Genomic DNA, 23618 nt, shown 5'->3' with positions numbered 1-23618 from the left:
CTACGAGGTGTATGAGCGAACGAGCGGAAGCCACGGGGGCGGTCTTCCGGGACGAACCGGGTGAGGCGGAGGCCCTCCGACGGTTTCGGACGCTCGTCAACGTCATCGACGACGGGATCTACAGGGTCGACGCCGACGGCCGCCTCGTCGCGGTCAACGACGCGGTCGTCGACCTGACCGGCTACGACCGCGACGCCCTCCTCGGCGAGCACGTCTCGAAGCTCCTCGGCGACGCCGACGCGGCGGCCGTCGAACGCGCGATCGACCGCCGCGCCGCCGGCCGTGACGACGACGCGCTCGACGTCGCGGTGCGGACCGCCGACGGCGAGCGGGTCCCGTGCGAACTCACGCTGAGTACGATCGTCGAGGACGACGCGGTCCGCGGGGCCGCGGGGACCGTTCGAAGCGTCAGCAACCGACGGACGGACCGCGAGCGTCAGCTACAGCGGGAACGCGACCTGATCGACCGGGTGCTCGAAACCAGCCCCGTCGGGATCATGGTCGTCGACAGCGACGGCGAGGTCGCGAAGACCAACGAGCGCGCGCGGGCGATCCTCGGCATCGGCGACGACGCGGAGGGGTACTCCCCCGGAGACAGGGACACCTACGACGAGGACGGGACCCCGCTCTCGGTCGACGAGCACCCCTTCGCGATAGCGCTGGTGACCGGCGAACCGGTGTACGACCGGATCCTACAGGTCGAACGACCCGACGGCGAGCGCCGCTGGTTGCGGGTCAACGCCGCGCCGATACTGACGGCGGACGGCGAGGTCGACCGGGTCGTCACGACGGGGGAGGACGTCACCGACATCAAGGAGCGCGAGCGGGAACTCGAGAGCGAGCTGAGCGAGGTGTTCGGTCGGGTCTCGGACGCGTTCTACGCGCTCGACGACCGGTGGCGGATCACCCACGTCAACGACCGCGCCGAGGAGCTGCTGGGGCAGTCGTCCGAGGACCTCCGCGGCGAAGTCCTGTGGGACGCGTTCCCCGAGTCGGAGTCGGAGCTCCGGGACCGCTTCCGCGAGGCGATGGAGACGCAGGAGCCGTCGACGTTCGAGCGCTACTCCGAATCGTTGGGGTTCTGGGCCGAAGTCCACGCCTATCCCTCCGAGACGGGGCTGTCGGTGTACTTCCGGGACATCACCGAGCGCAAGGAGATGGAGCGAAAGCTGGGCGAGCGGCGGCGACAGCTCTCGACGCTGATGGACAACGTCCCCGGCATGGTCTATCGCTGCCGGAACGAGCGCGGCTGGCCGATGTCGTTCGTCAGCGAGGGTGCGCGCGAGCTGACGGGCTACGACGCCGAGGCGCTGGAACGCGGGGACGTGTCCTACGGCGAGGACCTCGTCCACGAGGCGGACCGCGACGACCTCTGGGTCGAGGTCCAGCGGGGCATCGACGAGGCCGAGCAGTTCTCCGCGACCTACCGCATCGAGACCGCCGCCGGCAAGGTGCGGTGGGTGCGGGACCACGGGCGGGCGATCGTCGAGGACGGCGAGGTCGCGGCGCTCGAAGGCGTCATCATCGACGTCACCGAGCGCAAGCGCCTGGAGTCCGAACTGAGCGAGGTGTTCGGGCGGGTCTCGGACGCGTTCTACGCGCTCGACGACCGGTGGCGGATCACCCACGCCAACGACCGGGCCGAGGAGCTGATCGACTACCGCGGCGAGGGCCTCGTCGGGGAGAACATGTGGGACGTGTTCGAGTGGGGGTACGACTCCAAGCTCGGCGAGGAGTACCGGCAGGCGATGGAGACCCAGGAGCCCAGGTCGTTCGAACTGTACTACCCGGACCCGCTCGACGCGTGGTACGAGGTCAACGCCTACCCGTCGGAGACGGGGCTGTCGGTGTACTTCCGCGATATCACCGAGCGCAAGGAGCGGGAGCGCGAACTGGAGCAGTCCGAGCAGCGCTACCGGGCGCTGGCCGAGCACTTCCCCAACGGCATCGTCACCCTGTTCGACGAGGACCTCCGGTACACCCTGGCCGCCGGCCGGGGGTTCGAGGACATCCCCGTCGACCCGGCCGACCTCGAAGGACGGTGGTTCCGCGACGCCTGGGACGCCGATACCGCGGACGCGCTCGAACCCGCCCTGGAGGCCGTGCTCGACGGCGAGACGCGGTCGGTCGAGCTCTCCTACGAGGGCCGGGAGTGGGTCGTCCGCGCGGTCCCCATCACCGACGAGCGCGGCGACGTCTTCGCGGGGATGACGATGGCCCAGGACATCACCGAGCGCAAGGAGTACGAGCGCAGGCTGGAGGAGAGCGAGCACCGGTACCGGACGCTCGTCGAGAACTTCCCCAACGGCGCGGTGGGACTGTTCGACGAGGACCTCCGGTACACGGCCGTCGGCGGGGAGGCGTTCGACGACCTCGGCGGCTCGTCTGAGGAGATCGTCGGCCAGACCGTCGGCGAGCGCTACCCCGAGGCGCTGGCCGCCCAGCTCGAACCGAACTTCCGGGCCGCGCTCCGGGGGGAGGCGAACGCGTTCGAGATGGAGTTCCACGGTCGGCACTGGTCCGCGTACACGCTGCCCGTCGAGGAGGACGACGGCGACATCTTCGGCGGCATGGTGATGGTGCAGGACGTCACCGAGCGGAAAGCGCGCCAGCGGGCCCTGGAGCGCAGCGAACGGCAGTACCGAACGCTGGTCGAACACTTCCCCAACGGCGCGGTGGCACTGGTCGACGAGGACCTGCGGTACAGGACCGTCGGCGGCACGCCGCCACGGGGCGTCGATTCGCCCGACGAGGTGGAAGGACTCCCGGTCCGAGAGGCCCTCCCGCCGGAACTGGCCGACCGACTCGTCCCGAGCTACGAGGCCGCCTTCGACGGCGAGTCGAACTCGTTCGAGCACGAGGCCGACGGCCGCGTCTACCAGTTCCACGTGGTCCCGGTCCGCGACGAGGGCGGGGAGGTCTTCGCCGCGATGGGAACGTCCCAGGACGTCACCGAACGGAAGCGGCGGGAGCGGGACCTGCGCGAGGCCAAGACGCAACTGGAGGCCGCGACGGAGGCCGGCGCGGTCGGCACCTGGGAGTGGCACATCCCCGAGGACCGGTTCGTCGCCGGGGCGTCGATGGCGCGGACGTTCGGCGTCGACCCCGATGAGGCCCGCGAGGGCGTGTCGCTCGACCGCTTCACCTCGTCGATCCTCCCGGACGACCGCGATCGCGTCCGGCGGAAGATAGCGGACGCTATCGAGTCCTGCGGGGAGTACGAGGCCGAGTACCGGGTCCGAAACGCCGACGACGAGCTCCGCTGGGTGGTCGCCCGCGGGCGCGTCGAGGCAGACGAGAACGGCGAGCCGCTCACCTTCCCCGGCGCGCTCATCGACATCACCGACCGGAAGCGGGCGGAGAAGCAGGTGGAACGCCACAAGGACCAGCTCGAGACGCTGTTCGAGGTGCTGCCCGTCGGCGTCGTGGTCGCCGACGTCGACGGCCGCCTCGTCGAGTCGAACGAGACGGCCCGGGAGATCTGGGGCGGGTCGGTGTTCGACGCCGAGTCGATAAACGAGTACGACCGCTACACCGCGTGGTGGGCGGAGTCGGGCGAGCCGGTCGAGCACGACGAGTGGACGATGTCCCAGGTTCTCCGCGGCGAGGCGATCGAGGAGCCGGACGTGTTCGAGATCGAGACCGCCGACGGGGAGCGCCGGGTCGTCAGGGCCGACGGGATGCCGATCAGAAACGAGCGCGGCGAGGTCGTCCGCGGCGTCGTGACGCTGACGGACGTGACCGAGCGCCGCGAGTACCGACGCAAGCTGGAGGAGAGCGAGCACCGGTACCGGACGCTCGTCGAGAACTTCCCCAACGGCGGCGTCGGCGTGTTCGACGAGGACCTCCGGTACACGCTGGTCGCGGGGACGATGTGGGACGACATCGACCCCGACGCCGAGGACCTCGAAGGCGAAACCATCTGGGAGACGCTCCCCCCGGACACCGCCGACGACGTCGAACCGATCTTCCGGTCGGCGCTGGACGGCGAGACGGACAGCGTCGTCTCCACGCTCGGCGGGCGGACCTACCGCGTCTGGGCGACGCCGCTGCGCGACGCCGACGGGGAGATCACGGCCGGCCAGAGCTTCGCGGTCGACATCACCGACCAGCTAGAGCGGGAGCGTAAACTGGAGGAGTCGAACGAGCGCCTCGAACAGTTCGCCTACGCCGCTTCTCACGACCTGCAGGAGCCGCTGCGGATGGTGTCCAGTTACCTTCAACTCATCGAGCGCCGGTACGGGGACGACTTCGACGATGAGGGCCGCGAGTTCCTGGAGTTCGCGGTCGACGGCGCCGACCGGATGCGCGACATGATCGACAGCCTCCTCGCGTACTCGCGGGTCGAGACGGCGGGCGACCCGCTCGAACCGGTCGACCTGAACGCCGTCCTCGACGACGTCCGGGCGGACCTGCGGGTCCGGATCGAGGAGAGCGACGCCGACGTCGACGTCGGGGACCTCCCCCGCGTCGAGGGCGACGACAACCAGCTGCGCCAGCTGTTCCAGAACCTCCTCTCGAACGCCCTCGAGTACAGCGGCGACGAGCCACCGCGGGTGACCGTCGACGCCGAGCGGACGGGCTCTGCGTGGACCGTCTCGGTCAGCGACGAGGGCATCGGCATCGACCCCGAGGATCAGGACCGGATCTTCGAGGTGTTCCAGCGGCTCCACGGCGTCGACGAGCACGCGGGCACCGGCGTCGGCCTCGCGCTCTGTCAGCGCATCGTCGAGCGCCACGGCGGCGACATCTGGGTCGAGTCGGAACCGGGCGAGGGGTCGACGTTCCGCTTCACGCTGCCGGCGGCGGAGTGACGACGACACCGCGGACCGCACCGCTCTGTCGGCGCGAGCGATCTCAGTCCCGGGACAGCCGGCGCGGGAACACCTGTCCCCAGACGTGCTTGTCCAGGAGCTTGACCATCATCGGCTCCTCGACGTCGATGCAGCAGGAGAGCCGCGGATAGCCGAACCGGACGGCCGCGGCGTCGTGCCAGTGGGTCGGCTCCGGGGCGGGATCGACCTCGACGGTGCAGGTCGAACACAGGCCCCGGCCGCCGCAGTTGGCGTGTCGCGAGAGGGTCCCGTAGACCGGAAACCCCCGCTCGAGCAGCGCCTCCCTGAGGTTCGTACCGCGCTCGACCTCGACGGTCGTTTCTCCCGTTCCGGTGACGACCGTGATCGGGACTTCCTCGTCCATACCGATCACTGCGTCGCCGTCCCACGTGGTTCTGCCGGCGGGAACGGGCGTCGGGTCCAGTGACGAGAAAGTCGTCGGCCACGACCGACGACTCTACGCCCACCGTCCGCGCTCCACCGCCGCTCGCACGAGTTTCGCCTCCGCCTTCCTGATATGTTCGCTCGCCGTCGACGGAGCACAGCCGAGGGCCTCGGCGACCTCCTCGTGGGTCGCCTTCCGCGGTTGGTCGTAGTAGCCCAGATCTATCGCCGCCGTCACCGCCTCCCGCTGGCGGGGACTCAGGGACGCCGTCGAGCGCTCGGAGAGCAGGCCCCGCTCGCCGATCTCGCGGACGACGACGTCGATGTCGTCCGGGAGAGCGTCGACGACGTCGCCCACCGCCGCCGGTTCGCCTACCAGTCGCACCTCCACTGCGCCGTCTCGGTCGGCGACCGGGGGCAGGAGCACCACCCCGTCGCGTCGTATCACCTCGAAGATGGACGCCGTGACCGTCGACACCGTCGGATCCAGGGTGATCAGCAGGTAGAACGCGCCGCTCTCGGCGGGTGCGACGTCGGCGGTGACGACTTCGGGCGCGTCGCTCAGACCGTCTCGAACGGCTCCGCGGTCGCCCGCGACGCGCAGCAGGACGGTGAGGCCGCGGCTGTCGGAGAGGTTCCAGGAGATCCACCGGGCTCTCGCGACGTGTTCCGACGCCAGCAGCAAGCGGAGCGTCCGGGGGATCGCCTCCAGCGACGGGCGCGCGGTCATCCGGAGGTACTGCATGATCGGCGATCTGTTCCGGTGGGGGATAAATCTCGTCCGGCCCGGACGTGCCCTTAAACCGGACGGACATACCCTGCAGAACCCCTAATCCCGACCGCGGGGTATCGCCGGACATGGACGACCCATCCGTTCGCGTCGACGGCCTCCGGCGCAGTTTCGGGCCGGTGACCGCCCTCGACGGCGTCGACCTCCGCCTCGACGGGCCGGCGATCGTCGGCGTCGCCGGCCCGAACGGCGCCGGCAAGACCACGCTCATCGAGATGCTGCTCGGACTACTGGCACCGGACGAGGGCACTGTCAGGGTCAACGGCGTCGATCCGCTGTCGTTCGACGCCGACGACCGACGCCGGCTCGGATACATGCCGCAGCACGAGGCGGTGTATCGCGACCTCACCGTGCGCGAGAACGTCGCCTTCTTCGCTCGCCTGTACGGGGCCGACGACCGCGCCAGCGCGGTCGCGGCGGCCGTCGACTTCGTGGGCCTCGCCGACCGAGCCGACGACCGTCTCTCGGAACTCTCCGGTGGGATGATACGGCGGGCCAGCCTGGCCTGTGCCGTCGTCCACGACCCCGGCGTGCTCTTTCTGGACGAGCCGACCGTGGGGCTCGACCCCGAACTCCGGGCGACGATGTGGGACGGGTTCCGCGAGCGGCGCGACGACGGGACGCTGGCGCTCGTCTCGACGCATTATCTGGGAGAGGCTCGCCACTGCGACCGCGTGCTCTTCCTCCGGAACGGACGGGTGCTCGCGTTCGACTCGCCGGACGCGTTTCTGGATCGGACGGGCACTGAGGATCTGGAGGCTGCCTTCCTCGCATTACTGGACGACCGGGACCCCCGAGAGACCGCACTCGACGCCACGGACACCGAGGAGGCGGCCGACGTATGAGGGGTGCGCTCCCGGTCGCCCGACGACTTCTCCTCGGCGTCCGCGGCGACCGCCGAACGGCCGCGCTGGTCGTCGTCGTCCCGGCCTTTCTCATCTGGCTGTTCAGCGAGGTGTTCACCCGGACCGAGGCGGTCGCTCCCGTCCTCCTGGCGGTGTTCGTGTTCTTCCTCACCTACCTGCTGACAGCCGTCGGCTTCCTGCGCGAGCGCACCGCCGGGACGCTCGACCGGGTGCTGGTCGCGCCGGTTTCCCGGAGCGGGCTGGTCGTCGGGTACGTCCTGGGGTTCGGCGCGCTGGCGACCGTCCAGTCCGTCGTCCTGTTGGCGGCGGCGGTGGTCTTCCTCGACGTCTCGTTCGCACACGGGGTCGCGCTGTTTTTCCTCGTCGAACTGCTCGGCGCGCTCACCGCGCTCGGGCTCGGCGTCCTGCTCTCGCTGTTCGCGGAGAACGAGTTCCAGGCCGTCCAGTTCATCCCAGTCGTCATCTCTCCGCAGGTGATCCTCGGCGGGACGTTCCTCCCCGTCGACCGGTTACCCTGGTATCTGGAGTACCCCGCGCGAACCATGCCGGTCACGTACATTATCCGAGCGATGGACTACGTGGTCAACGGCCAGGGCACGGCCGGCGAGTTCCGCGTCGCGTTCGCCGCGCTGCTGGCCTTCAGTGTCGCGGCCATCGCCGTCGCGGGTGTCGTCGTACGACGGGCCGGGTGACGCCGGGTCGCTCACCCCGTTCGCGTCGCGACTCGTTCGCTCGGAATCGGCGTGGGGAGACGGCGATAGTCGACACGGATGTGAGCGTCGGCGAAAATAAACCGTCCTCCCGGATCGCGGCCGCCGCTATTCCGTCGGGGAGACCGGGAGGTCCGGGTTGCGCTCTGCGAACACTCCGTTCGGATTCTCGAGGTGGACCCAGGCGTGCAGCGTCCAGAGGTCAGGGTGGACCGAGGTCCCGACCACTGCTCGGGCGTCGAGCGATCTCCGGCTCTCGAGGTCCGCCAGTATCATCTCCCCGTGCTCGAACTTCGGGGACCCTGGGTCGCCCCCGGGCGTGATCTCGACCCAGTTGGTCGTCCGGAACAGGTCCCGGAAGGACGCGTCGGCCGGACTCCGGGGAAAGTCCTCGGGGAGGCCGGATTCCGGCTCCACCGGTAACACGAAGACGTGTTCGGCCCCGGGGTGGATGTGCCACTCCGCCTCCTCGTCGTCGAAGACGTTCGGCGGATTCTCCTCGGTGTGGTCTCGGGGGCCGACCGGGATGGCGTACTCGACCGAACCCAGTACGAGCTCGCCGTCGCAGCCGGCGCCGGTGTCGCCGTAGGTCAGCAACTGCGGCCGCTCGACGTCGAACCCGTCCTCGACGGCAGCCTGGACGTTCGCCTCGTTGATGAAGTGCCAGCCCATCCCCGGCACGAACGGTCCCATGGGCTGGAAGCCGTCGTCGATGGCCGCCTCTGGGTCAGCGTACTGTTTGGTCGACTCCTCCGCTCTCGCGAGCTGGTCGTCGAGCGATTCGTCGTCCTTGGCGGCCGCTCCGGACGCGAGTGAACTGAGTAGGGTCCCCGCGCCGGCCGCCTTGAGCACTGTCCGCCTGGTCTGTCGTGGTGATGTCATTGTCTTCTTTCCTCGTTCGGATCGGGAGCAGCGTCGGCTCTCCCGCGGAGTGTCCCCCCTCGCAGGGACGCGATTCGCGCTATACCTTGACGATTCGATCTCCGAGCGGCTCTAATTCCTTCTCGAACTCGCTGACGTTGGTACTGTCCGAGAAGACGCCCAGGAACCGCGCCGTCTCGTCACCGGTATTACGGAAGCCGTGAGCCGTCATCGGGGGGATCACCGCCAAGTCGCCCGCCCGAAGTTCCCCTTCCGCGTCCCCGGCCCAGCCCTCGATCCCCTCGCCTTCGAGACAGACGATGAGCTCTTCGGGGCTGTCCGTGTGGGTTCCCAGTTCCTTTCCCGGTTCGATCTCGAAGTAGACGACGTTGTGACCGCCTTCGAGTTCCATCCCCGTCGTCGCCGGGAAATCCGGTGAGAACGGGAAGTTCACGCTCACGTCCATGTTCGAGTCCGACTGCGTCACGTCGACGAGATCGAGACCGTCGAGGCTGACCGTTTTGAGTTGTCCCATGGTCCTCCGCTATTCGATGGTCTCGCGGTCTAATTGATCGTCCATGCGAGTGAGCTCCGTCACGGGGAGTCCGGCGCGCTCCGAGTGCTCCTTGATCGCCTCTTCGCTCGGAGCCCGGTAGTGGCAGTACGCGCAATCGGCGTCGCTGTCCGGGTCCTCCAACACGTCGGTGCGCACCCACTCGACCTCTATACCCTTCTCCCGGAGTTCCGCGATCGCCCCCTGCGACGCTTCGAGGGCTTCCCGCTTCGTCTCCTCGTCCGTGACGTCTTCGTCCATCCGTCGCCAGATGCCGAAATCGATCAGGTCTCGGTCTGTCATGACCGGTTAGGGGTACGACGGGCGTTCACTTATTCATTAGGAGAATGACATTTCACTAGTCGAGCTTAGTGAAATTCCGTTCACTACGCCCAGCCGTCACTTCGGCCGCTTTCTGTCGAGGCCGACGACGTTCATGCCGTCGTCCAGGGTGACACTGAGCGATTCCTCCTCACCCTCGATGGTGACCGACACGCGGAAGGGGTCCTCGGTGACAGTAGTCTCGACGTCTGTCTGAAGGAAGCCGAGGATCTCGTCGAAGTCCGGAGCGAGGGCATCGATCCCCTCGTCGTCGAGGAATCCGACTACGGGACTCAGCGTCAGAACGAACGGTTCCACCGGCAGACGCTTGGCGAACCCGCAGGTGTCGCATCGCTGTTCCGTCCAGACCGGGAACCGCGTTCCACAGGTCGGACACGGTTTTCCGTCCTGGAACTGGTGAGCGTCGCAAACCGAGACTGACGCCGAGATCGAGCCGGCGCACTCTCGGCAGACGTCGCGCATCATGTAAGAGATATCCAACATGCACCGATAGAATCCGGTAGCGAGTGCTTCGTCGGGGGAGCGATCCGTCACCCCCGCAGCCGGATAACTCGAGAAGAAGACCGACCCCTCCGGCGCCTTGTCGCCGAACACCCCGTCGCACTCGGTACAACTGATCCGAATCCACTGGTCTTCGTACGCGACCGTCATGGGCGCGTTGCACAGCGGGCAGTCCTGTTCGAGATCGGTGGAGAAGTCGACGTCTTCCCCTCCCGAAACGGCGATCACGGTTCTCGCGATCTGCTTGCCAGCGCCGCTCAACCGGTATCCGTCGTCAGTTTGCCGGATGAAGTGGGGCGCGAGCTGCGAGAGGTGATAGTTGAACTGCCCGTTATCGTCGAGGCCGACCCGGCGGCGTAGCTCCGAGAAGGAGATCGTCTCGGCGCTATCGGAGACGTCGTCGTATCTGCGGGCGGCGTCGGCGTGCCACAACACCCGGATGATGTCTAACCGTATTTCGTTTCCCAAGACGGCAAAGGCCTCGTCGGGTGACAACCCGTCTAAATCGATCTCTGGTGTGAAGCGGGTCTCTTCCATGCTAGTCATTCCCACACACTATTCAATAAACCCACTCCTCGACCCGCGTCGCTCTAAGCTGTGTGAGTTATTCCGGGTGAGGTCTCTCTCAAATGGGACCGATGGGACGTTCTCTTTGCCGGCGGCTCACGTGTTGGCGTCGGATGCAGAGCCGTTCGCCCTCCCTGATTTGAACGTAGGCAGACGCTCGGCCCCACGCTACTCAACCGCTGAGGCTTCCAGGCTCGTATCGGATCGCGGAGACCGTACAGTATGTCCGCAGGAGAAGACCGCTCTCTCCATTTGAATACGCGGAGAGGTTCCGGGTGCGCGGCGCTTCGCGCCGTTCCGGTGCTCCGACTCCTCTCTTCAGGTCGGTTGGGTTTCCGGTCTTCGTCGCGCTCGCTGCGCTCGCGGATTCGGACGCGAAGAAGGTCCGCCCTCCCCGATTTGAACGGGGGACAAGTCGATCTACAGTCGACTGCTCTACCAGTCTGAGCTAAGGGCGGGCAGGCGATTACACGTAGTCGCTCTGTTAGACTTAAGGGTTATTATTCGACCCGACACCGTCGGTGACAGACACTTGTCTGACGCCGCGGGAAGATTGAAATAGAAGGCGCGTGATGGGCCATACAGACTGCGAGCCTCCGATGAGCAAGATCACGTTTCGCGCGGACGACGACCTGATCGAGGAACTGGAGCGGTTCGACGCCTCCAAGAGCGAGGTGATGCGCGAGGCGCTCCGGGAGTACCTCGACTCGCGCGACGCGCGAACGCGAGAGGAGCCGTCGCCTCGCGACGGGGACGCGCGCGAGGGGACGATCGACGAGATCGTCGCCGAGCGAGTCGACGCGCTCGTCGAACGCCGACTCGACGAGCGGGCGCGGCCGACCGGCGGGCAGGACATCAACGTAAACATCACGCTCGACGGCGATCGAGGAGTGGAGTCGTCGGACGCGGACGCGCGTAAGACAACCTCCCAAAGCGCTGACCCGTCGCCGGAACCGAGTAATACGTGCGGGCAGTGCGGCGAGACGGTCAGCCCGGATCACGTGTACTGCCCGAACTGCGGCGAGAAGGCCACGCACCGGGTGTTCTGCGACTGCGGCGACGAGCTCAGCACGGACTGGGCGTTCTGTCCGGGCTGCGGCCGTCGGACGCCGGCTGCGGACGTGTTAGATCCGTCGTAGGGAATACAGGGCTCGAAACGCCCGTTTGCGGACACTGTCCTACACTGGTCGGTACTTTTATTACAAATGCCATGCTGTGTAGACTCGCGTAAGACGGTCGTCTTACACGACGGGGAGATGTGGACGGATCGGTGCCCCGTACAGGGGTTCCGTGGTGTAAGACACCGCGCGTGTGAGGAACTCATGCGCGTCCGTCTTACCCAAAGGGGAAGTAAAATATGGAGCGTGTGACACTGCGAATCCCGAAACAGCAGATCGACGAAGTTGAACAGCTGGTCGAGACGGGCGAGTTCCCGAACCGGAGCGAGGCGATCCGGTCGGCCGTCCGCGAAATGATCAACGAGCAGAGCGAGAGTTCCCAGGAGAGCTCCGGCAAGCGCACCTGGGCGAAGGTGTAACAATGCAGGATATCGTTCAGGACGCGCTGGAGAACGCGGAGGAGGAGAAGCGTGACATGGAGCTCGCGGACGACGACGACGACGAGTTCGGGGACCCCCGGATCGTCATCGTCGGCGCGGGCGGCGCGGGCAACAACACCGTCAACCGCCTGTACAACATCGGCGTCGACGGCGCGGAGACCGTCGCTATCAACACCGACAAGCAGCACCTGAAGATGATCGAGGCCGACACGAAGATCCTCGTGGGCAAGTCGCTCACGAATGGCCTCGGCGCGGGCGGCGACCCGTCGATGGGCGAACGCGCGACCGAGATGGCTCAGGGGACCATCAAGGAAGTGCTCGGCGACGCCGACCTCGTGTTCGTCACCGCGGGCATGGGCGGCGGTACCGGTACGGGCGCCGCACCCGTCGTCTCGAAGATCGCGAGCGAACAAGGCGCCATCGTCGTCGGCATGGTGTCGACGCCGTTCAACGTCGAACGCGCCCGCACGGTGAAAGCCGAGGAAGGCCTCGAGAAGCTCCGCGAGGAGGCCGACTCGATCATCGTGCTCGACAACAACCGGCTGCTCGACTATGTCCCGAACCTGCCGATCGGGAAGGCGTTCTCGGTGATGGACCAGATCATCGCCGAGACCGTCAAGGGAATCAGCGAGACCATCACCCAGCCGTCGCTCATCAACCTGGACTACGCGGACATGACGACGATCATGAACCAGGGCGGCGTCGCGGTGATGCTCGTCGGCGAGACTCAGGACAAGAACAAGACCCGCGAAGTCGTCAACGACGCGATGAGCCATCCGCTCCTCGACGTCGACTACCGTGGCGCGAGCGGCGGGCTCGTCCACATCACCGGCGGCCCCGACCTCACGCTGAAGGAGGCCGAGGGCATCGCCAACAACATCACCGAGCGCCTCGAAGCGAGCGCGAACGTGATCTGGGGCGCACGGATCCAGGAGAACTACAAGGGCAAGGTGCGCGTCATGGCGATCATGACGGGCGTCCAGAGCGCGCAGGTGCTCGGTCCGACGACCCAGAAGCAGGCGAACAAGTCCCGGCAGAGCCTGGAGGGCGTCGAGGACGCGAGCTTCGACGCCAGCCAGAACCTCGGCGACGAGCACGTCCACGGAGCCGGCGGCGCGCAGAGCGACGGCGGACGCGACGAGGTCGAGAAGAGCAACGGCCTCGACGTCATCCGGTAGACCCGCTCGTTTTCTTTTGGCGGTACGGCGTTCGACAGCGTAGCGGCTTCCGAGCGAAGCGCGTACGCGGCGTGTCTTACACGCGTCTGTCGGACGTGCTCAAACGGCGTGTACCGATTCGACCGAGGCTGTGCGCTCTCGCACACGGACACGCCCTAAACGGCGTGCACCGATTCGACTAAGGCACACTTCCGACACTTCTCTCTCGTCGTCGTCGCGCCGCACTCGACGCACTCGTCGAGGTCGCGGTCGCCGTCGTCGCCGTAGTGGCTGGCGGCCATCGCGGCCATCTCCTCGTAGCCCGCCATGATCGAGTGGCGGGCGCCGGGGTGGTTCTCCTCCAGGCCGAGCAGGAGCTCCTGGATCTCGCCGCGGTACGCCTCGCTGGAGTGGGGACACTCGGTGATGTGGGCGGGCAGGTCCCGCAGGTGGGCGTACAGCGCAACCTCCTTCTCAGGGACGTCCCGTAGGGGTTTGGCGCGCGGGACGAACTCGTCTTGCTCGCCGCGGGCGTCCGGACCGTCGCCGAACGGGCCGAGGCTGGCGTCGAAGTGCTTGGCCATCTGGGCGATATCGCCCTCCAAGAAGTTCATCAGCGCGGTCTGGGCCTCGTCGTCCAGGTTGTGGCCGGTCAGCAGTTTCGTCGCGCTGAACTCCTCGGCGTACCGGGAGAGGAGGTCACGGCGGAACACGCCGCAGTACGCGCAGGCGGCCATGTTCTCGGGGTCCTTCTCGACCACGTCGTCCATCCGTACGTCGAACTCGTCCTCGTAGGTCACGATCTCGTGGCGGATGTCCAGATCGGCGGCGAGTTCCTCGCAGGCGGCGACGCTCTCGTCGCGGTAGCCCTCGATCCCCTCGTGGATGGTCAGGGCGATCATCTCGACGCGGGGGTCCTCGGCGAACGTCTCGTCCAAGATCTGCGCGAGGACGACGCTGTCCTTCCCGCCGGAGAGCCCGATCACCCACGTCTCGGGGTCGTCGGGCGTCGCCGAGCGCGGCAGCAGGTTGTCCTCGCGGACGCGACTGCGGACGCGGCGCTCGACCGACTCGCAGAAGTGGTGCTCGCAGAGGTGCGACCCGGAGTAGGCCGCGTGCATGACCGCCTCGCGGTCGCACTTGGTGCAGTCCATCACCGGACCCTTGCCGAGCGCCGCCCATCACGGTTTCGCCTTATTCGCCGCGGACGGCGGCCGCGCCCTCGTCGAGCGCCGCGAGGACCGTATCGATGTGTCGCTCGCGCGACGACGAGGAGAACAGTTCGTGCCCGCCGTCGTAGAGGACGACCCGGTCTGCCGGCACGCGCTCGCCGATGGCGCGCGTGCTGACGACCTGATCGCGCAGGCTACAGAACACGACGGCGTCGTCGTCGATCGGCGGCAGGTTCTCCTGCGCTTCCAGGCACTCCCGGATCCACGTCGGCGCGGCGGCGTCCGCGCCGGTCTCTAACTGGCGGTCGGTCGCCAGATCGCCGAGCGCCTCCCGGTCCGTCGTCCCCGCCGGGAGGAGTTCGGCGTTCGTCGGTACCTTCGCGAGCAGGTCGAACAGGAGCTCCTGCGGGCCCTCGGGGAACCCCCAGAACGGGCTGAGGTACACCCGCCGCTCCGCGCCGTCGAGGTACGCCGCGATGAGGCCGCCGGTGCTGTGCGAGAGCAGTCGGTAGTCGTCGAGCTGGCTGGTGAACTCCGCTACGGGCTCGACGTACTCGCTCCGGAAGTCCTCGATCGTCGTCGGGATGCGGAACGCGTGGACCCGGTAGCCCGCCTCCACGAGCCGGTCGATCAGCCAGCGGACGTTCTCGTGAAACAGCTTGTTCCCCCAGCCGAGGACGAACACGAGGTCCTCGTCGCCGTCGTCGCCGAACGTGCGCCGGTCCATGGGGTTACTTTCACTCCGTTTTCACAAAAACCGTCCGGTGGTCCCGCCCCCGCGGTCGCGCCCGCGGCGCGAAGACGTTTTGCGCGTCGGGCGAGTAGCGGACGGCAATGAGCGGACTGGACCGCGAGGACGCCTTAGACCGCGTGGAGGCACTGGTCGACGCCGTCGAGAACGAGCGGATGCCCGTCCCCGTTCGCGAGGTGTGGGTGTACGGCGACGTGGCGCTAGGGCTGGACCCCGTCGACCGCCTCGACATCTACCTGACCAAGGACATCCTCCTGGACGGCGACGCCGACCGCGAGGACGAGTTCGTCGAGTCACACGGGGTTCGGGGCGTCGGCAAGTCGGTCCGCGCGGACTGGGCCGAGGAGCACCCCGAACACCTCCGGGCGAACCCGAACGGCCACGCCGCCCCCGAGAAGTGCCTCGCCGCCCACCTGATCGACGACGACGAACCGATCCACCTGGAGGTGTGCAACGCGAGCTTCGAGGACAACGTCACGCAGCGGCTGCGCGGCGCGGTCGACCGGGGGGCCTACGAGGAGATCCTCGACCCCCGCGGGGCCTGCCTCTGGGTCGACGGCACCCGGAGCGACGACGCCCTCCAGAAGCTCCGCAACAGCGAACTCCCGTTCCCGACGCTGTCGGAGTCGCTGGAGATGCTCGGCCTCGAACCCGAGCAGGCCGAGACCGCCGCCGCCGAGATCCACGCCTGGCGCGAGCAGCAGGAGGGCGCGACGGTCCGCGGCGACGTCGTCTAGTCGAACAGTCGGCCGAGCAGGCCGTCGCCATCGACGGCGTCGTCCCGCTCCGCCTCCCGCTCCTCGCGCACGCGGTCCATCGTCTCCTTGAACGCCGCCGCGACCTCGTCCTCCTCGTCAGCGGCGGCCTCGTCGCCCGTCGATTCGGGACCTTCTCCGGGAGTGTCGGCCGTCGGATCAGTTCCGCCCGTCCGGGAACCGTCGGCCGCGGTGGCGACGGCCTCCGGGCCGCCGACTGTGCGCCCCGCCGCGTCGTCGTCCGCCGCACCGCTGTCCTCGGCGTGGTCGTCCACCGCATCGGCGTCGTCGCCGCCGACCCAGTCGAAGGCGTCGTCGTCCTCTGCGGTCCCGGTCGGCGCGGCGTCGTCGGCCGGTTCGTTCGCGGTTCCGTCCGCGGCCGCCGTCGACGCGTCCGGATCGACGACCCTCCCGTCGTCGAATCCGTCCGACAGCGGCGACGGGACGACGGGGTCGGTCGGCAGGTCGTCCGCCGCGAGGTGCGCCGCGAGTTCCCAGTACGCCGCCGCCGTGGGGCTGTCGGGCGCGTGCTCGATCACCGGCGCGCCCGCCGCCACGCTTGTGACCGCCGCCTCGTCGCGCGGGAGCGCGGCGAGCACCGGCGCGGAGAGTCGACGCTCGATCGCCGCGAGGTCGGGCGTCCCGCCGGCGTCGACGCGGGTCGTCACGACGCCGGCGACCGGCGTGCCGACGTACTCGACCGCCTGCCGGGCCTGCGCGGTCGCCGCCAGCGATTCCTCGTCGAGCGTCGACACGAGGAGAGTCCGGTCGGCCCGCGCCGCCCACGCCATGGCCGCCGGTCGGTCGCCCGCGCCGACGTCCAGCAGCACCGCGTCGTAGCGCTTCCTGGCGACCTCGACCACGTCGGCGAGGATCCGCAGGTTCGCGTCCCGGTACCGCTTGCGGTCCGGGTCACCGGGCACTACCGCGAGACCCCGCGACCGCTCGTACGTCGCGTCGAGCAGCGTCGCGCGGCCCCCGAGTACCGACTCTATCGTCGGGCCGTCGACGGACAGGCCGAGCGCGCCCGAGAGCGTCGACCTCCCGAGATCGGCGTCGATCACCGCGACGCGCCGCGGTCCCTCCGCGAGCGACGCCCCCAGCGCCGCCGCGGTCGTCGTCGTCCCCACGTCGTCCGTTCCCCCGATTACCGCGTACACCCCAGTCATCCTCGGGAAATCTATCGCTCTCGGGGATAAATCATATTTATACTGAACTTACATCATGAGGTGAAATTATCCGAAAGCGGAGGAACTACGCGGCGCGGTCACGCCAGTTCGCGGTACAGCGCGACGAGGTCGTCGCCGACGCGGTCGAGTTCGAACCGCTCGCTGGTCGACGCCGCGTTCTCGCCCAGTCGCCGACGCAGGTCGGGGTCCCGCAGTCGCTCCAGCGGGGCCGCGAAGTCGCGGTCGGCCTTCAGGCACTGCTCGCCGTCCTCCAGCCACTCGAACGTCGGGATGTCGCGGACGACCGGCGGCTTGCCGCAGGCCATCGCCTCCAGCAGCGCCATCCCCTCGTTCTCGTTTTTCGTCGGGAAGAAGAACACGTCGCCGGCGGCGTACGCGCCGCGGATGTCTTCGACGTACCCCGTGAACGTGCAGTTCTCCGGCGCGCTCTCGACGATCTTCGTCGCCTCGCGGCTCCGGAGCAGGCGGTCGACCGCGCCCCCGCCGGTCGGGTTGAGGTAGCCGAACCAGACGAAGTCGGTGTCGGACAGTCGGCGCGCCGTCTCGACGAACGAGCGCAGGCCCTTGCGCTCGATGACGTGGCCGACCATGAACGCGACGGTGCCGTCGAGGTCGTAGCGCTCGCGGTACTCCTCGCGCAGGGTCTCGTACCCCTCCAGCATGTCGGGGTCGAACCCGTTGCTGATGACGGTCTTCGGGACGCCCGTGTACCGGTCGATCACCGCGCGGTTGTGCTCCGAGGGACAGACGAGCCGGTCCGCGAGCGAGTAGGCGTACTCCAGGTACGGCCGCATCGGCCGGGCAAGCAGGTTCGAGAAGGCGAAGCTCTCGCGGAAGTCCTCCGCGGTCTGGTGGGCGTGGACGACGACCGGGACGCCGCGCTTCCGGGCCTTCCGGGCGTACCGGACCGACCGCGGCCCCATGTTGTTCAGGTGGAGGATGTCGGCCGACAGGTCGGGGTCGGTGGTGTACTCGATCCCCCGCTCGTCCATGACCGTCCGCTGGTTCTCCACGGACTGGGCGTGCCCGCCGGTGATGTGGTCCTCCCACTCGAAGTAGTGGCTCACGCGCATTCGTTACCCGACTCTCCACACCCCGGTGGTTTCAAGGTCGCGGTAGCGCCGCGGCCGTCGCGGAGGCGCTCAGACCCGCCCGACGGTGACGAAGAAGGGGACGACCTCCGTCCGGCGGTACGATTCGTCCTGCATCTGGTCGATGACGTCGCGGCCCATCGCGCGCCACTCGGTCCGCAGGTCGTCGTACTCATCCGCCGAGAGGTCGCCCGACAGCATCGTCTCGCGGTCGTCGGCGAGGCCCTCGCCGGTCGCCTTGCGCTTCGCGTCGGCCAGCGCCGCCTCGGAGTACGGTGGTGCGACGGTGCGCTCGTGGTCGTACCGCCGCGTCTCTACGTCGTCGATCCCGACCTCGTCGAACACGCGTCGCGTGCCGGCCCCGCCCAGCGACACGTCGGTCGGGACGCCGTCGAGGTAGGCGCGGCGCGCTCGCCCCTCCAGTCGGGACTCGCCTTCGACGCTCGACTCGACGGCCACGGCGCTGTTGTCGGGTTCGACGGCGGCCACGCGGTCCCGCGAGACGCGGGCGAACTCCCTCACCGCGGCCGCCGGGTCGGGCAGGTTGATCAGCAGCGCCTGACAGACCACGAGGTCGAAGGCGTCGTCGGGAAACGGGAGCCGGGTCGCGTCGCCCGCCACGACCGGGACGCGCTCGCCCGCGACGGCGAGCAGGTCCGGATCGGCGTCGAGGCCGACCACCTCGCCGGGCGACTCCTCGGCGAGGACGCGGCTCAGTTCCCCCGTGCCGCAGCCGACGTCTAAGACGCGCTCTGCGTCCTCCAGGTCGAGGGGGTCGAGCGCCGCCCGGTTCTCCCACATCCCGCGGCGCGTGTGCCGCAGGTACTCTTCGGTGAACTGGCGCACGCCCGTCGTTTGCGGGGACGGCGAAAAAAGCCGGTCGGTTCGCGGTGTCTACGTTTCCCGCAGCTCCTTCACGCGCTCGATGTTCCACTCGAAGCCCTTCCCGTCCTCGTTCGGGGTTTCGAGCACCAGCGGAACGTCGGCCAAGTCGTCGTGATTGATCAGGGTCCGCATCCCCTCCTCACCGATGAGGCCTTCGCCGATGTGGGCGTGCTCGTCCTTGTTCGTGCCGCACTCGTGCTTGGAGTCGTTGAGGTGGATGCAGCGAAGATGTTCGAGGCCGACCACGTCGTCGAACTCAGCGACCGTCTCCTCGACGCCCGCCGCGGTCGAGAGGTCGTAGCCCGCGGCGAACATGTGGGCCGTGTCGAGACAGACGTCGAGGTCCTGCTCGGAGCGGTCGAGCACCTCCGCGAGGTGCTCGAAGTCGCCGCCGAGCTTCGTGCCGCTGCCGGCGTCGCTCTCGACGAGGACGGTGACGCCATCGGGGATCTCCAGTTCGTCGAGCGCGCTGGCGGCGTTGTCGAGGCCGCCCTCGACGCCCGCGCCGGTGTGCGCGCCGAGGTGGACGTTGACGAACTCGATGTCGAGCTTGTCCGCGGCGTCGACCTCCTTCTGCATGGCGTCGATGGACTTCTCTCGGAGGTCGTCCTTGGGCGTACAGAGGTTGACGAGGTACGAGGAGTGGATGACCCACGGGCCGTCGAGCTTCGCGGCGGTGCCGTCCCGGAAGGCGGCCGCCTCGTCGTCCCCGACGTTGGGGTCCTGCCACACCTGGGGGGAGTGAGTGAAGATCTGTCCGCAGTTCCCGCCGACGTCGCGCTGCCGGTCGACGGCGTTGTCGACGCCGCCGGCGATGGACACGTGTGCTCCGACTCGCATGTGTACGGAGAGCGACCGGACTGTCAAAGGTACTTCGGAACGGGGTGCGGGGTGGGCGGCGGGGTAGGGTCGGTCAGGTCGGGTCGTCGCGGTGGCGGTTCCACGCCTCCGACTCGTACTTGCGCTCGGCGCGGAGGCGCGCGTCGTCGATCTCCTGGTCTGTCCACCCGCCCGTCCGCGCGTCGGCCCACTCGCGGAGGCACTCCTCCAGCGTCTCGACGGCCTCCTCCCGGGTCACGTCCGCGTGGTTCGTGATGCTCGTCACCCGTCCCTCGAACTCCTCGTCGGTCGTCTCGGGATTCGAGAACACGCCGAGGTGGTCGGGGATCGTGAGGTCGAAGTTGAGCGAGCCGTGTTGGATGACGGCGTCGCGCTGGTGGTACTGGGCGTTGCCGCTGATCTTGCGGCCGCCACAGACCAGGTCGTGGGCGGGGTTGACCGCCCGGAGGTAGCACGCCGGCTCGTGGATCGCCGGCAGGTCCTCGTCGGCGAACTCGGCGAAGACGCCCATCCGGCGGAACGCCTCGACGACGGGCTCACAGAGCAGCGAGTAGCAGTCGAGCAGGTCGCCCGGAAGCTCGTCGGCCGGCGCGACGACGCTGTAGGAGATGTCGCCGACGTTGTCGTGGTAGATGCCGCCCCCGCCGGTCTGACGCCGGACGACATCTATCCCCTTGCGCTTGCAGTACGCCCAGTCGACCGTCTCCGGGTCCTGTCGGTAGCCGAGCGAGAGGCAACTCGGGTCCCAGCGATACACCCGGACTGTCCGGGGCCCCCCGGACGACGCCGTCTCGGCGGCGATCTCGTCGAGCGCCATGTTCATCGCGCCGGAGCGGGACTCTTCGCTGACGAAACGCCAGTCTCTGTCGGCGAGCGAGGACCGCAAGGAGCCAGAGTCGTCGGCCATGCCGTGGGGTACGACCGGTCGGGACAAAGCCGTTGTGCAGTACGGGGCGACCGCGGGGCTGTCGCTCGGCCGTTCCGCGCCGATCCCGAGATTTCGTATACCGAGATGAGATTTATCACTCCGTCTGCCGGGACACACGGGGCTTAAACCCGCCCGCCCGCTACGGATCGGTATGGTGCAGAACGTGGCCGGGATACTCCCGGAACTGGAACCCGAGGACTTCTACCTGCTCTCGGGCGTCGAGCAGGGGATGCGGTTCTCCGAGTGGGTCCAGAAGGAGAAACTGCCGGAGTTCTCCAGCCTGACCAAAGAGGAGGTCGACTACCGGGTGGACCGCTGTCTCGACTACGGCCTGATCGAGCGAAAGACCATCCAGTACGAGGGGTACAGCCTCAAGTTCGAGGGGTACGACGCGCTGGCGCTGCACGCCTTCGCCGAGCGCGAGACGATAGAGGGGTTCGGAGCGTCGCTTGGCGTCGGCAAGGAAAGCGACGTGTTCGAGGTGCAGTCCTACAAGCCGCTGGCGCTGAAGTTCCACCGCGAGGGCTTCACCAACTTCCGTGAGGTGATGAAGGAGCGCGACTACACCTCCGACCGCGAGCACGTCTCCTGGCTCTACACCGCGCGCAAGGCGGCCGAACGCGAGTTCGAGGCGCTGGAAGCGGTGTACCCCGACGTCGCGGTACCGCGACCGATCGACCAGAACCGCCACGCGATCGTCATGGAGAAGATAGACGGCGTGGAGCTGTCGCGGACGAAACTCGAGGACGAACAGGTGGTGCCGGTGCTCGCGCTGATCCTGGACGAGATGGGCGAGGCGTACGCGCACGGGCGCGTGCACGCGGACATGAGCGAGTACAACGTCTTCGTCAACGAGCAGGGGATCACCATCTTCGACTGGCCGCAGTCGGTGCCGACCGACCACGAGAACGCCGACGAGTTCCTCGAACGCGACGTCGAGAACGTGGTCGGGTACTTCCGCCGGAAGTACCCCCAACTGGTGCCCGACGACGTCGACATCCCGGGTCTCGCGGCCGCCGTCGCGGAGGGGGACGACGACCGGATCCGGTCTCACGTCAGCCAGTAAATCGAATGCCGCTATAGAGAACCCTGTGGGGCGGCGTCCCGTGCCGGCGCAGGCGCCGCCGCAGCGCTCGAACACGTTCGCCGCAGCACTGAGGCCGCGAGTGCACGTACGATCGAGTTGCGGGGTCGGGCGCACCGATCCAGGGTCAGCGGAGCGTCGCCACTGCCCACACCCCGTTCTCAGATTCTTGGAATTCGAGACGGTCTCTTTTAGTGGTAACTCGAAACTCCGGGTGAACCAATGACCCAGAAGATCGGTGCCCCCGGTGACGGCATGTCTCGCAGAGCGTTTCTCGCGGCGACCGGCGCGACCGGCGCCGCGCTCGCAGGTTGTACCGCGCCCAGCAACCAGAGCGTCGGCAACCAGCCGAACGCGGGCGGCGCGGCCCAGTCCGACCTTCCGCTGACCTCGCCGCCGGAGGTCGTGAACGTCGACGAGCAGGGCGGGCAGGTGACGATGAAGAGCGTCCCGGCTCGCCACATGGCCCACCCCGGCGAGTCGATGGGCGGCCCGGTCGAACTGCCCCGGGTGTGGGCGTTCCAGGCCGACGACGGTAACCCGAGCGTCCCCGGTCCAATCATCCGGACGACCGAGGGCGAGGACATCGAGGTGACCCTCGACAACACCGACAGCCAGCACCCGCACACGCTGCACTTCCACGGGGTGCGCAAGACGTGGGAGAACGACGGCGTCCCGACGACCACGGGGATCACGGTCCCGCCGGGCGAGACCCACACCTACGAGATCCCCGCGAACGTCCCGGGGACGCACCTCTATCACTGCCACTACCAGACCCACCGCCACATCGACATGGGGATGTACGGCATCTTCCGCGTCGACCCCGAGGGATACGAGCCCGCAGACCGGGAGTACTTCCTGACGTTCAAGGACTGGGACTCCCGGCTCAACCGGATGTACGCGGGCGAGGACGTGAGCTACAGCCCGCGGAACCGCAACCCCGACGTGTTCACGATAAACGGGAAGTCCGCGCCCCGGACGCTCCACCCCGAGGACGGCTCGCCGGTCATCGTCTCGGAGGGCGAGACGGTCCGCCTCCACCTGGCCAACGGCGGGTACATGTCCCACCCGATGCACCTCCACAACCACCGCTTCCGGCGCGTCGAGAAGGACGGCGGCACGATCCCGGAGGCGGCCCGCCACGAGATGGACATCACGAACATCGCGCCCGCGGAGCGCCACACCATCGAGTTCGAGGCGGACGCCGACCCCGGCATCTACCTCATGCACTGCCACAAGGTCAGCCACGCCATGAACGGGGAGAGCTACCCCGGCGGGATGGTCGGCGGCATCGTCTACGAGTCCGCGATGGACACGGACATCTTCGCCGACCTGATGGAGTACGCGGGCTACGAAGGCTGATACCGACCCCGTTTTTCTAGCAGTCCGCGCCGATTACGCCGGCAGCGCGAACCCGGCGCCGCTGAAGCACCCCGGTACGCAGTTCTCTCCTCGATGAAGATCAGTTCGCCGACGGCCGAGAACGCCGAGTAGTCGCACCCGAGCGCCATCGTCGCGGCGAGCGGCAGCGACGCGGTTCGGGACGGGTCTCGGTGGCGAGACGCGGTGGTCGGCGAGTCCCGACGGCGAGACGCGGCGCGACAGCGACCACCGGATGTCGGTCGACGCGATTCCGCCCGGCACGCTGACCCACGACAGCACGATCCCGGAGGCGGCCCGCCACGAGGGAGAAGCCGACAGGACCGAGCGAACCGCCGGGGAAGCGCGAGCACTCTGCCGACGGGACAGCGCCGCGGGGAACTGCCCCGCGACGGCACCCGGACGAAAACCGGGGCGC

22 protein-coding genes and 1 tRNA gene are annotated in these 23618 nt (G+C 68.1%); 9 read left to right on the top strand and 14 right to left on the bottom strand.

Annotated features, from left to right (window positions below):
• Positions 1 to 11: 11 nt before the first annotated feature.
• Positions 12 to 4814, top strand: coding sequence for a PAS domain S-box protein (locus tag D8670_RS21925; protein WP_121818166.1), 4803 nt, complete (start codon positions 12 to 14; stop codon positions 4812 to 4814).
• Positions 4815 to 4857: 43 nt separating this feature from the next.
• On the opposite strand, the gene D8670_RS11075 is transcribed toward D8670_RS21925, so the two are convergent.
• Together D8670_RS11075 and D8670_RS11070 are read right to left on the bottom strand one after the other, a co-directional pair.
• Positions 4858 to 5199, bottom strand: a complete 342-nt coding sequence (locus tag D8670_RS11075; protein WP_121818592.1) for a 2Fe-2S iron-sulfur cluster-binding protein — start codon at positions 5197 to 5199, stop codon at positions 4858 to 4860.
• A 93-nt stretch (positions 5200 to 5292) separates the two neighbouring features.
• On the bottom strand, positions 5293 to 5964 hold the full coding sequence (locus tag D8670_RS11070; RefSeq protein ID WP_121818165.1) for a helix-turn-helix domain-containing protein: 672 nt from the start codon (positions 5962 to 5964) through the stop codon (positions 5293 to 5295).
• A gap of 113 nt (positions 5965 to 6077) precedes the next feature.
• On the opposite strand from D8670_RS11070, the gene D8670_RS11065 reads away from it, so the two are divergent.
• Together D8670_RS11065 and D8670_RS11060 are read left to right on the top strand one after the other, a co-directional pair.
• The gene (locus tag D8670_RS11065) at positions 6078 to 6854 is read left to right on the top strand and encodes an ABC transporter ATP-binding protein (RefSeq protein ID WP_121818164.1); all 777 of its coding nucleotides are present in this window, start codon (positions 6078 to 6080) and stop codon (positions 6852 to 6854) included.
• Positions 6851 to 7567, top strand: a complete 717-nt coding sequence (locus tag D8670_RS11060; protein WP_121818163.1) for an ABC transporter permease — start codon at positions 6851 to 6853, stop codon at positions 7565 to 7567. The genes D8670_RS11065 and D8670_RS11060 overlap by 4 nt, the downstream gene beginning before the upstream one ends.
• A gap of 126 nt (positions 7568 to 7693) precedes the next feature.
• On the opposite strand, the gene D8670_RS11055 is transcribed toward D8670_RS11060, so the two are convergent.
• The 5 genes from D8670_RS11055 to D8670_RS11035 form a co-directional block, all read right to left on the bottom strand.
• Complete coding sequence (locus tag D8670_RS11055) at positions 7694 to 8467, bottom strand: hypothetical protein (protein ID WP_162994265.1); 774 nt, start codon at positions 8465 to 8467, stop codon at positions 7694 to 7696.
• Positions 8468 to 8546: 79 nt separating this feature from the next.
• A complete protein-coding gene (locus tag D8670_RS11050) occupies positions 8547 to 8981 on the bottom strand; it encodes a cupin domain-containing protein (protein ID WP_121818161.1) in 435 nt (144 codons plus the stop codon).
• A gap of 9 nt (positions 8982 to 8990) precedes the next feature.
• Positions 8991 to 9302 carry a nickel-binding protein gene (locus D8670_RS11045; RefSeq protein ID WP_121818160.1) on the bottom strand — a complete coding sequence of 104 codons (312 nt, stop codon included), beginning with the start codon at positions 9300 to 9302 and terminating at the stop codon, positions 8991 to 8993.
• Positions 9303 to 9398: 96 nt separating this feature from the next.
• Complete coding sequence (locus D8670_RS11040; RefSeq protein WP_121818159.1) at positions 9399 to 10379, bottom strand: DUF7351 domain-containing protein; 981 nt, start codon at positions 10377 to 10379, stop codon at positions 9399 to 9401.
• 414 nt (positions 10380 to 10793) lie between these two features.
• A tRNA-Tyr gene (locus D8670_RS11035) sits at positions 10794 to 10867 on the bottom strand.
• A 141-nt stretch (positions 10868 to 11008) separates the two neighbouring features.
• Here D8670_RS11035 and D8670_RS11030 point away from each other — a divergent pair.
• From D8670_RS11030 to ftsZ, 3 genes are all read left to right on the top strand, one after another.
• The gene (locus tag D8670_RS11030; RefSeq protein ID WP_121818158.1) at positions 11009 to 11548 is read left to right on the top strand and encodes a double zinc ribbon domain-containing protein; all 540 of its coding nucleotides are present in this window, start codon (positions 11009 to 11011) and stop codon (positions 11546 to 11548) included.
• 218 nt (positions 11549 to 11766) lie between these two features.
• The gene (locus D8670_RS11025; protein WP_121818157.1) at positions 11767 to 11946 is read left to right on the top strand and encodes a ribbon-helix-helix domain-containing protein; all 180 of its coding nucleotides are present in this window, start codon (positions 11767 to 11769) and stop codon (positions 11944 to 11946) included.
• A 2-nt stretch (positions 11947 to 11948) separates the two neighbouring features.
• Positions 11949 to 13145: a cell division protein FtsZ gene (gene ftsZ, locus D8670_RS11020; RefSeq protein WP_121818156.1), complete on the top strand. Its 1197-nt coding sequence runs from the start codon at positions 11949 to 11951 to the stop codon at positions 13143 to 13145.
• 155 nt (positions 13146 to 13300) lie between these two features.
• Here the strand turns inward: ftsZ and ncsA are convergent, their stop codons facing one another.
• Complete coding sequence (gene ncsA, locus D8670_RS11015) at positions 13301 to 14278, bottom strand: tRNA 2-thiolation protein NcsA (RefSeq protein WP_121818155.1); 978 nt, start codon at positions 14276 to 14278, stop codon at positions 13301 to 13303.
• 40 nt (positions 14279 to 14318) lie between these two features.
• Positions 14319 to 15023: an alpha/beta fold hydrolase gene (locus D8670_RS11010; protein ID WP_121818154.1), complete on the bottom strand. Its 705-nt coding sequence runs from the start codon at positions 15021 to 15023 to the stop codon at positions 14319 to 14321.
• 116 nt (positions 15024 to 15139) lie between these two features.
• On the opposite strand from D8670_RS11010, the gene D8670_RS11005 reads away from it, so the two are divergent.
• A complete protein-coding gene (locus tag D8670_RS11005) occupies positions 15140 to 15784 on the top strand; it encodes a DUF7095 family protein (RefSeq protein WP_193569384.1) in 645 nt (214 codons plus the stop codon).
• Here the strand turns inward: D8670_RS11005 and D8670_RS11000 are convergent.
• The 5 genes from D8670_RS11000 to D8670_RS10980 form a co-directional block, all read right to left on the bottom strand.
• Positions 15781 to 16971 (bottom strand): MinD/ParA family ATP-binding protein, encoded by a 1191-nt coding sequence (locus D8670_RS11000; protein WP_121818152.1) that lies wholly within the window; start codon positions 16969 to 16971, stop codon positions 15781 to 15783. The genes D8670_RS11005 and D8670_RS11000 overlap by 4 nt on opposite strands.
• 98 nt (positions 16972 to 17069) lie before the next feature.
• Positions 17070 to 18065 carry a glycosyltransferase family 4 protein gene (locus D8670_RS10995; protein ID WP_121818151.1) on the bottom strand — a complete coding sequence of 332 codons (996 nt, stop codon included), beginning with the start codon at positions 18063 to 18065 and terminating at the stop codon, positions 17070 to 17072.
• Positions 18066 to 18134: 69 nt separating this feature from the next.
• Positions 18135 to 18929 (bottom strand): class I SAM-dependent methyltransferase, encoded by a 795-nt coding sequence (locus D8670_RS10990; RefSeq protein WP_121818150.1) that lies wholly within the window; start codon positions 18927 to 18929, stop codon positions 18135 to 18137.
• A gap of 48 nt (positions 18930 to 18977) precedes the next feature.
• Positions 18978 to 19808 carry a deoxyribonuclease IV gene (locus tag D8670_RS10985; protein WP_121818149.1) on the bottom strand — a complete coding sequence of 277 codons (831 nt, stop codon included), beginning with the start codon at positions 19806 to 19808 and terminating at the stop codon, positions 18978 to 18980.
• Positions 19809 to 19881: 73 nt separating this feature from the next.
• Positions 19882 to 20715 (bottom strand): lipoate--protein ligase family protein, encoded by an 834-nt coding sequence (locus D8670_RS10980; protein WP_121818148.1) that lies wholly within the window; start codon positions 20713 to 20715, stop codon positions 19882 to 19884.
• A gap of 172 nt (positions 20716 to 20887) precedes the next feature.
• Between D8670_RS10980 and D8670_RS10975 the strand changes: the two genes are divergently transcribed.
• Positions 20888 to 21802 (top strand): serine/threonine-protein kinase RIO2, encoded by a 915-nt coding sequence (locus tag D8670_RS10975; RefSeq protein ID WP_121818147.1) that lies wholly within the window; start codon positions 20888 to 20890, stop codon positions 21800 to 21802.
• A gap of 240 nt (positions 21803 to 22042) precedes the next feature.
• Positions 22043 to 23182, top strand: coding sequence for a multicopper oxidase domain-containing protein (locus D8670_RS10970; RefSeq protein ID WP_121818146.1), 1140 nt, complete (start codon positions 22043 to 22045; stop codon positions 23180 to 23182).
• Positions 23183 to 23618 lie beyond the last annotated feature (436 nt).

This window comes from Halostella limicola (assembly GCF_003675875.1).
Taxonomy (GTDB): domain Archaea; phylum Halobacteriota; class Halobacteria; order Halobacteriales; family Natronoarchaeaceae; genus Halostella; species Halostella limicola.
This window is presented reverse-complemented; position numbering and strand designations above follow the sequence as displayed.

What these genes read in the sequence shown, in the direction of transcription:
- D8670_RS11060 (WP_121818163.1), top strand. Translation starts at nt 6,851, where the DNA reads ATGAGGGGTGCGCTCCCGGTCGCCCGACGACTTCTCCTCGGCGTCCGC.
- D8670_RS11075 (WP_121818592.1), bottom strand. Translation starts at nt 5,199, where the DNA reads ATGGACGAGGAAGTCCCGATCACGGTCGTCACCGGAACGGGAGAAACG.
- D8670_RS11050 (WP_121818161.1), bottom strand. Translation starts at nt 8,981, where the DNA reads ATGGGACAACTCAAAACGGTCAGCCTCGACGGTCTCGATCTCGTCGAC.
- D8670_RS11010 (WP_121818154.1), bottom strand. Translation starts at nt 15,023, where the DNA reads ATGGACCGGCGCACGTTCGGCGACGACGGCGACGAGGACCTCGTGTTC.
- D8670_RS11065 (WP_121818164.1), top strand. Translation starts at nt 6,078, where the DNA reads ATGGACGACCCATCCGTTCGCGTCGACGGCCTCCGGCGCAGTTTCGGG.
- D8670_RS11000 (WP_121818152.1), bottom strand. Translation starts at nt 16,971, where the DNA reads ATGACTGGGGTGTACGCGGTAATCGGGGGAACGGACGACGTGGGGACG.
- D8670_RS10980 (WP_121818148.1), bottom strand. Translation starts at nt 20,715, where the DNA reads ATGGCCGACGACTCTGGCTCCTTGCGGTCCTCGCTCGCCGACAGAGAC.
- D8670_RS21925 (WP_121818166.1), top strand. Translation starts at nt 12, where the DNA reads ATGAGCGAACGAGCGGAAGCCACGGGGGCGGTCTTCCGGGACGAACCG.
- D8670_RS10970 (WP_121818146.1), top strand. Translation starts at nt 22,043, where the DNA reads ATGACCCAGAAGATCGGTGCCCCCGGTGACGGCATGTCTCGCAGAGCG.
- ftsZ (WP_121818156.1), top strand. Translation starts at nt 11,949, where the DNA reads ATGCAGGATATCGTTCAGGACGCGCTGGAGAACGCGGAGGAGGAGAAG.
- D8670_RS11055 (WP_162994265.1), bottom strand. Translation starts at nt 8,467, where the DNA reads ATGACATCACCACGACAGACCAGGCGGACAGTGCTCAAGGCGGCCGGC.
- D8670_RS11040 (WP_121818159.1), bottom strand. Translation starts at nt 10,379, where the DNA reads ATGGAAGAGACCCGCTTCACACCAGAGATCGATTTAGACGGGTTGTCA.
- D8670_RS10975 (WP_121818147.1), top strand. Translation starts at nt 20,888, where the DNA reads ATGGTGCAGAACGTGGCCGGGATACTCCCGGAACTGGAACCCGAGGAC.
- D8670_RS10995 (WP_121818151.1), bottom strand. Translation starts at nt 18,065, where the DNA reads ATGCGCGTGAGCCACTACTTCGAGTGGGAGGACCACATCACCGGCGGG.
- D8670_RS10985 (WP_121818149.1), bottom strand. Translation starts at nt 19,808, where the DNA reads ATGCGAGTCGGAGCACACGTGTCCATCGCCGGCGGCGTCGACAACGCC.
- ncsA (WP_121818155.1), bottom strand. Translation starts at nt 14,278, where the DNA reads ATGGACTGCACCAAGTGCGACCGCGAGGCGGTCATGCACGCGGCCTAC.
- D8670_RS11030 (WP_121818158.1), top strand. Translation starts at nt 11,009, where the DNA reads ATGAGCAAGATCACGTTTCGCGCGGACGACGACCTGATCGAGGAACTG.
- D8670_RS11025 (WP_121818157.1), top strand. Translation starts at nt 11,767, where the DNA reads ATGGAGCGTGTGACACTGCGAATCCCGAAACAGCAGATCGACGAAGTT.
- D8670_RS11045 (WP_121818160.1), bottom strand. Translation starts at nt 9,302, where the DNA reads ATGACAGACCGAGACCTGATCGATTTCGGCATCTGGCGACGGATGGAC.
- D8670_RS11070 (WP_121818165.1), bottom strand. Translation starts at nt 5,964, where the DNA reads ATGCAGTACCTCCGGATGACCGCGCGCCCGTCGCTGGAGGCGATCCCC.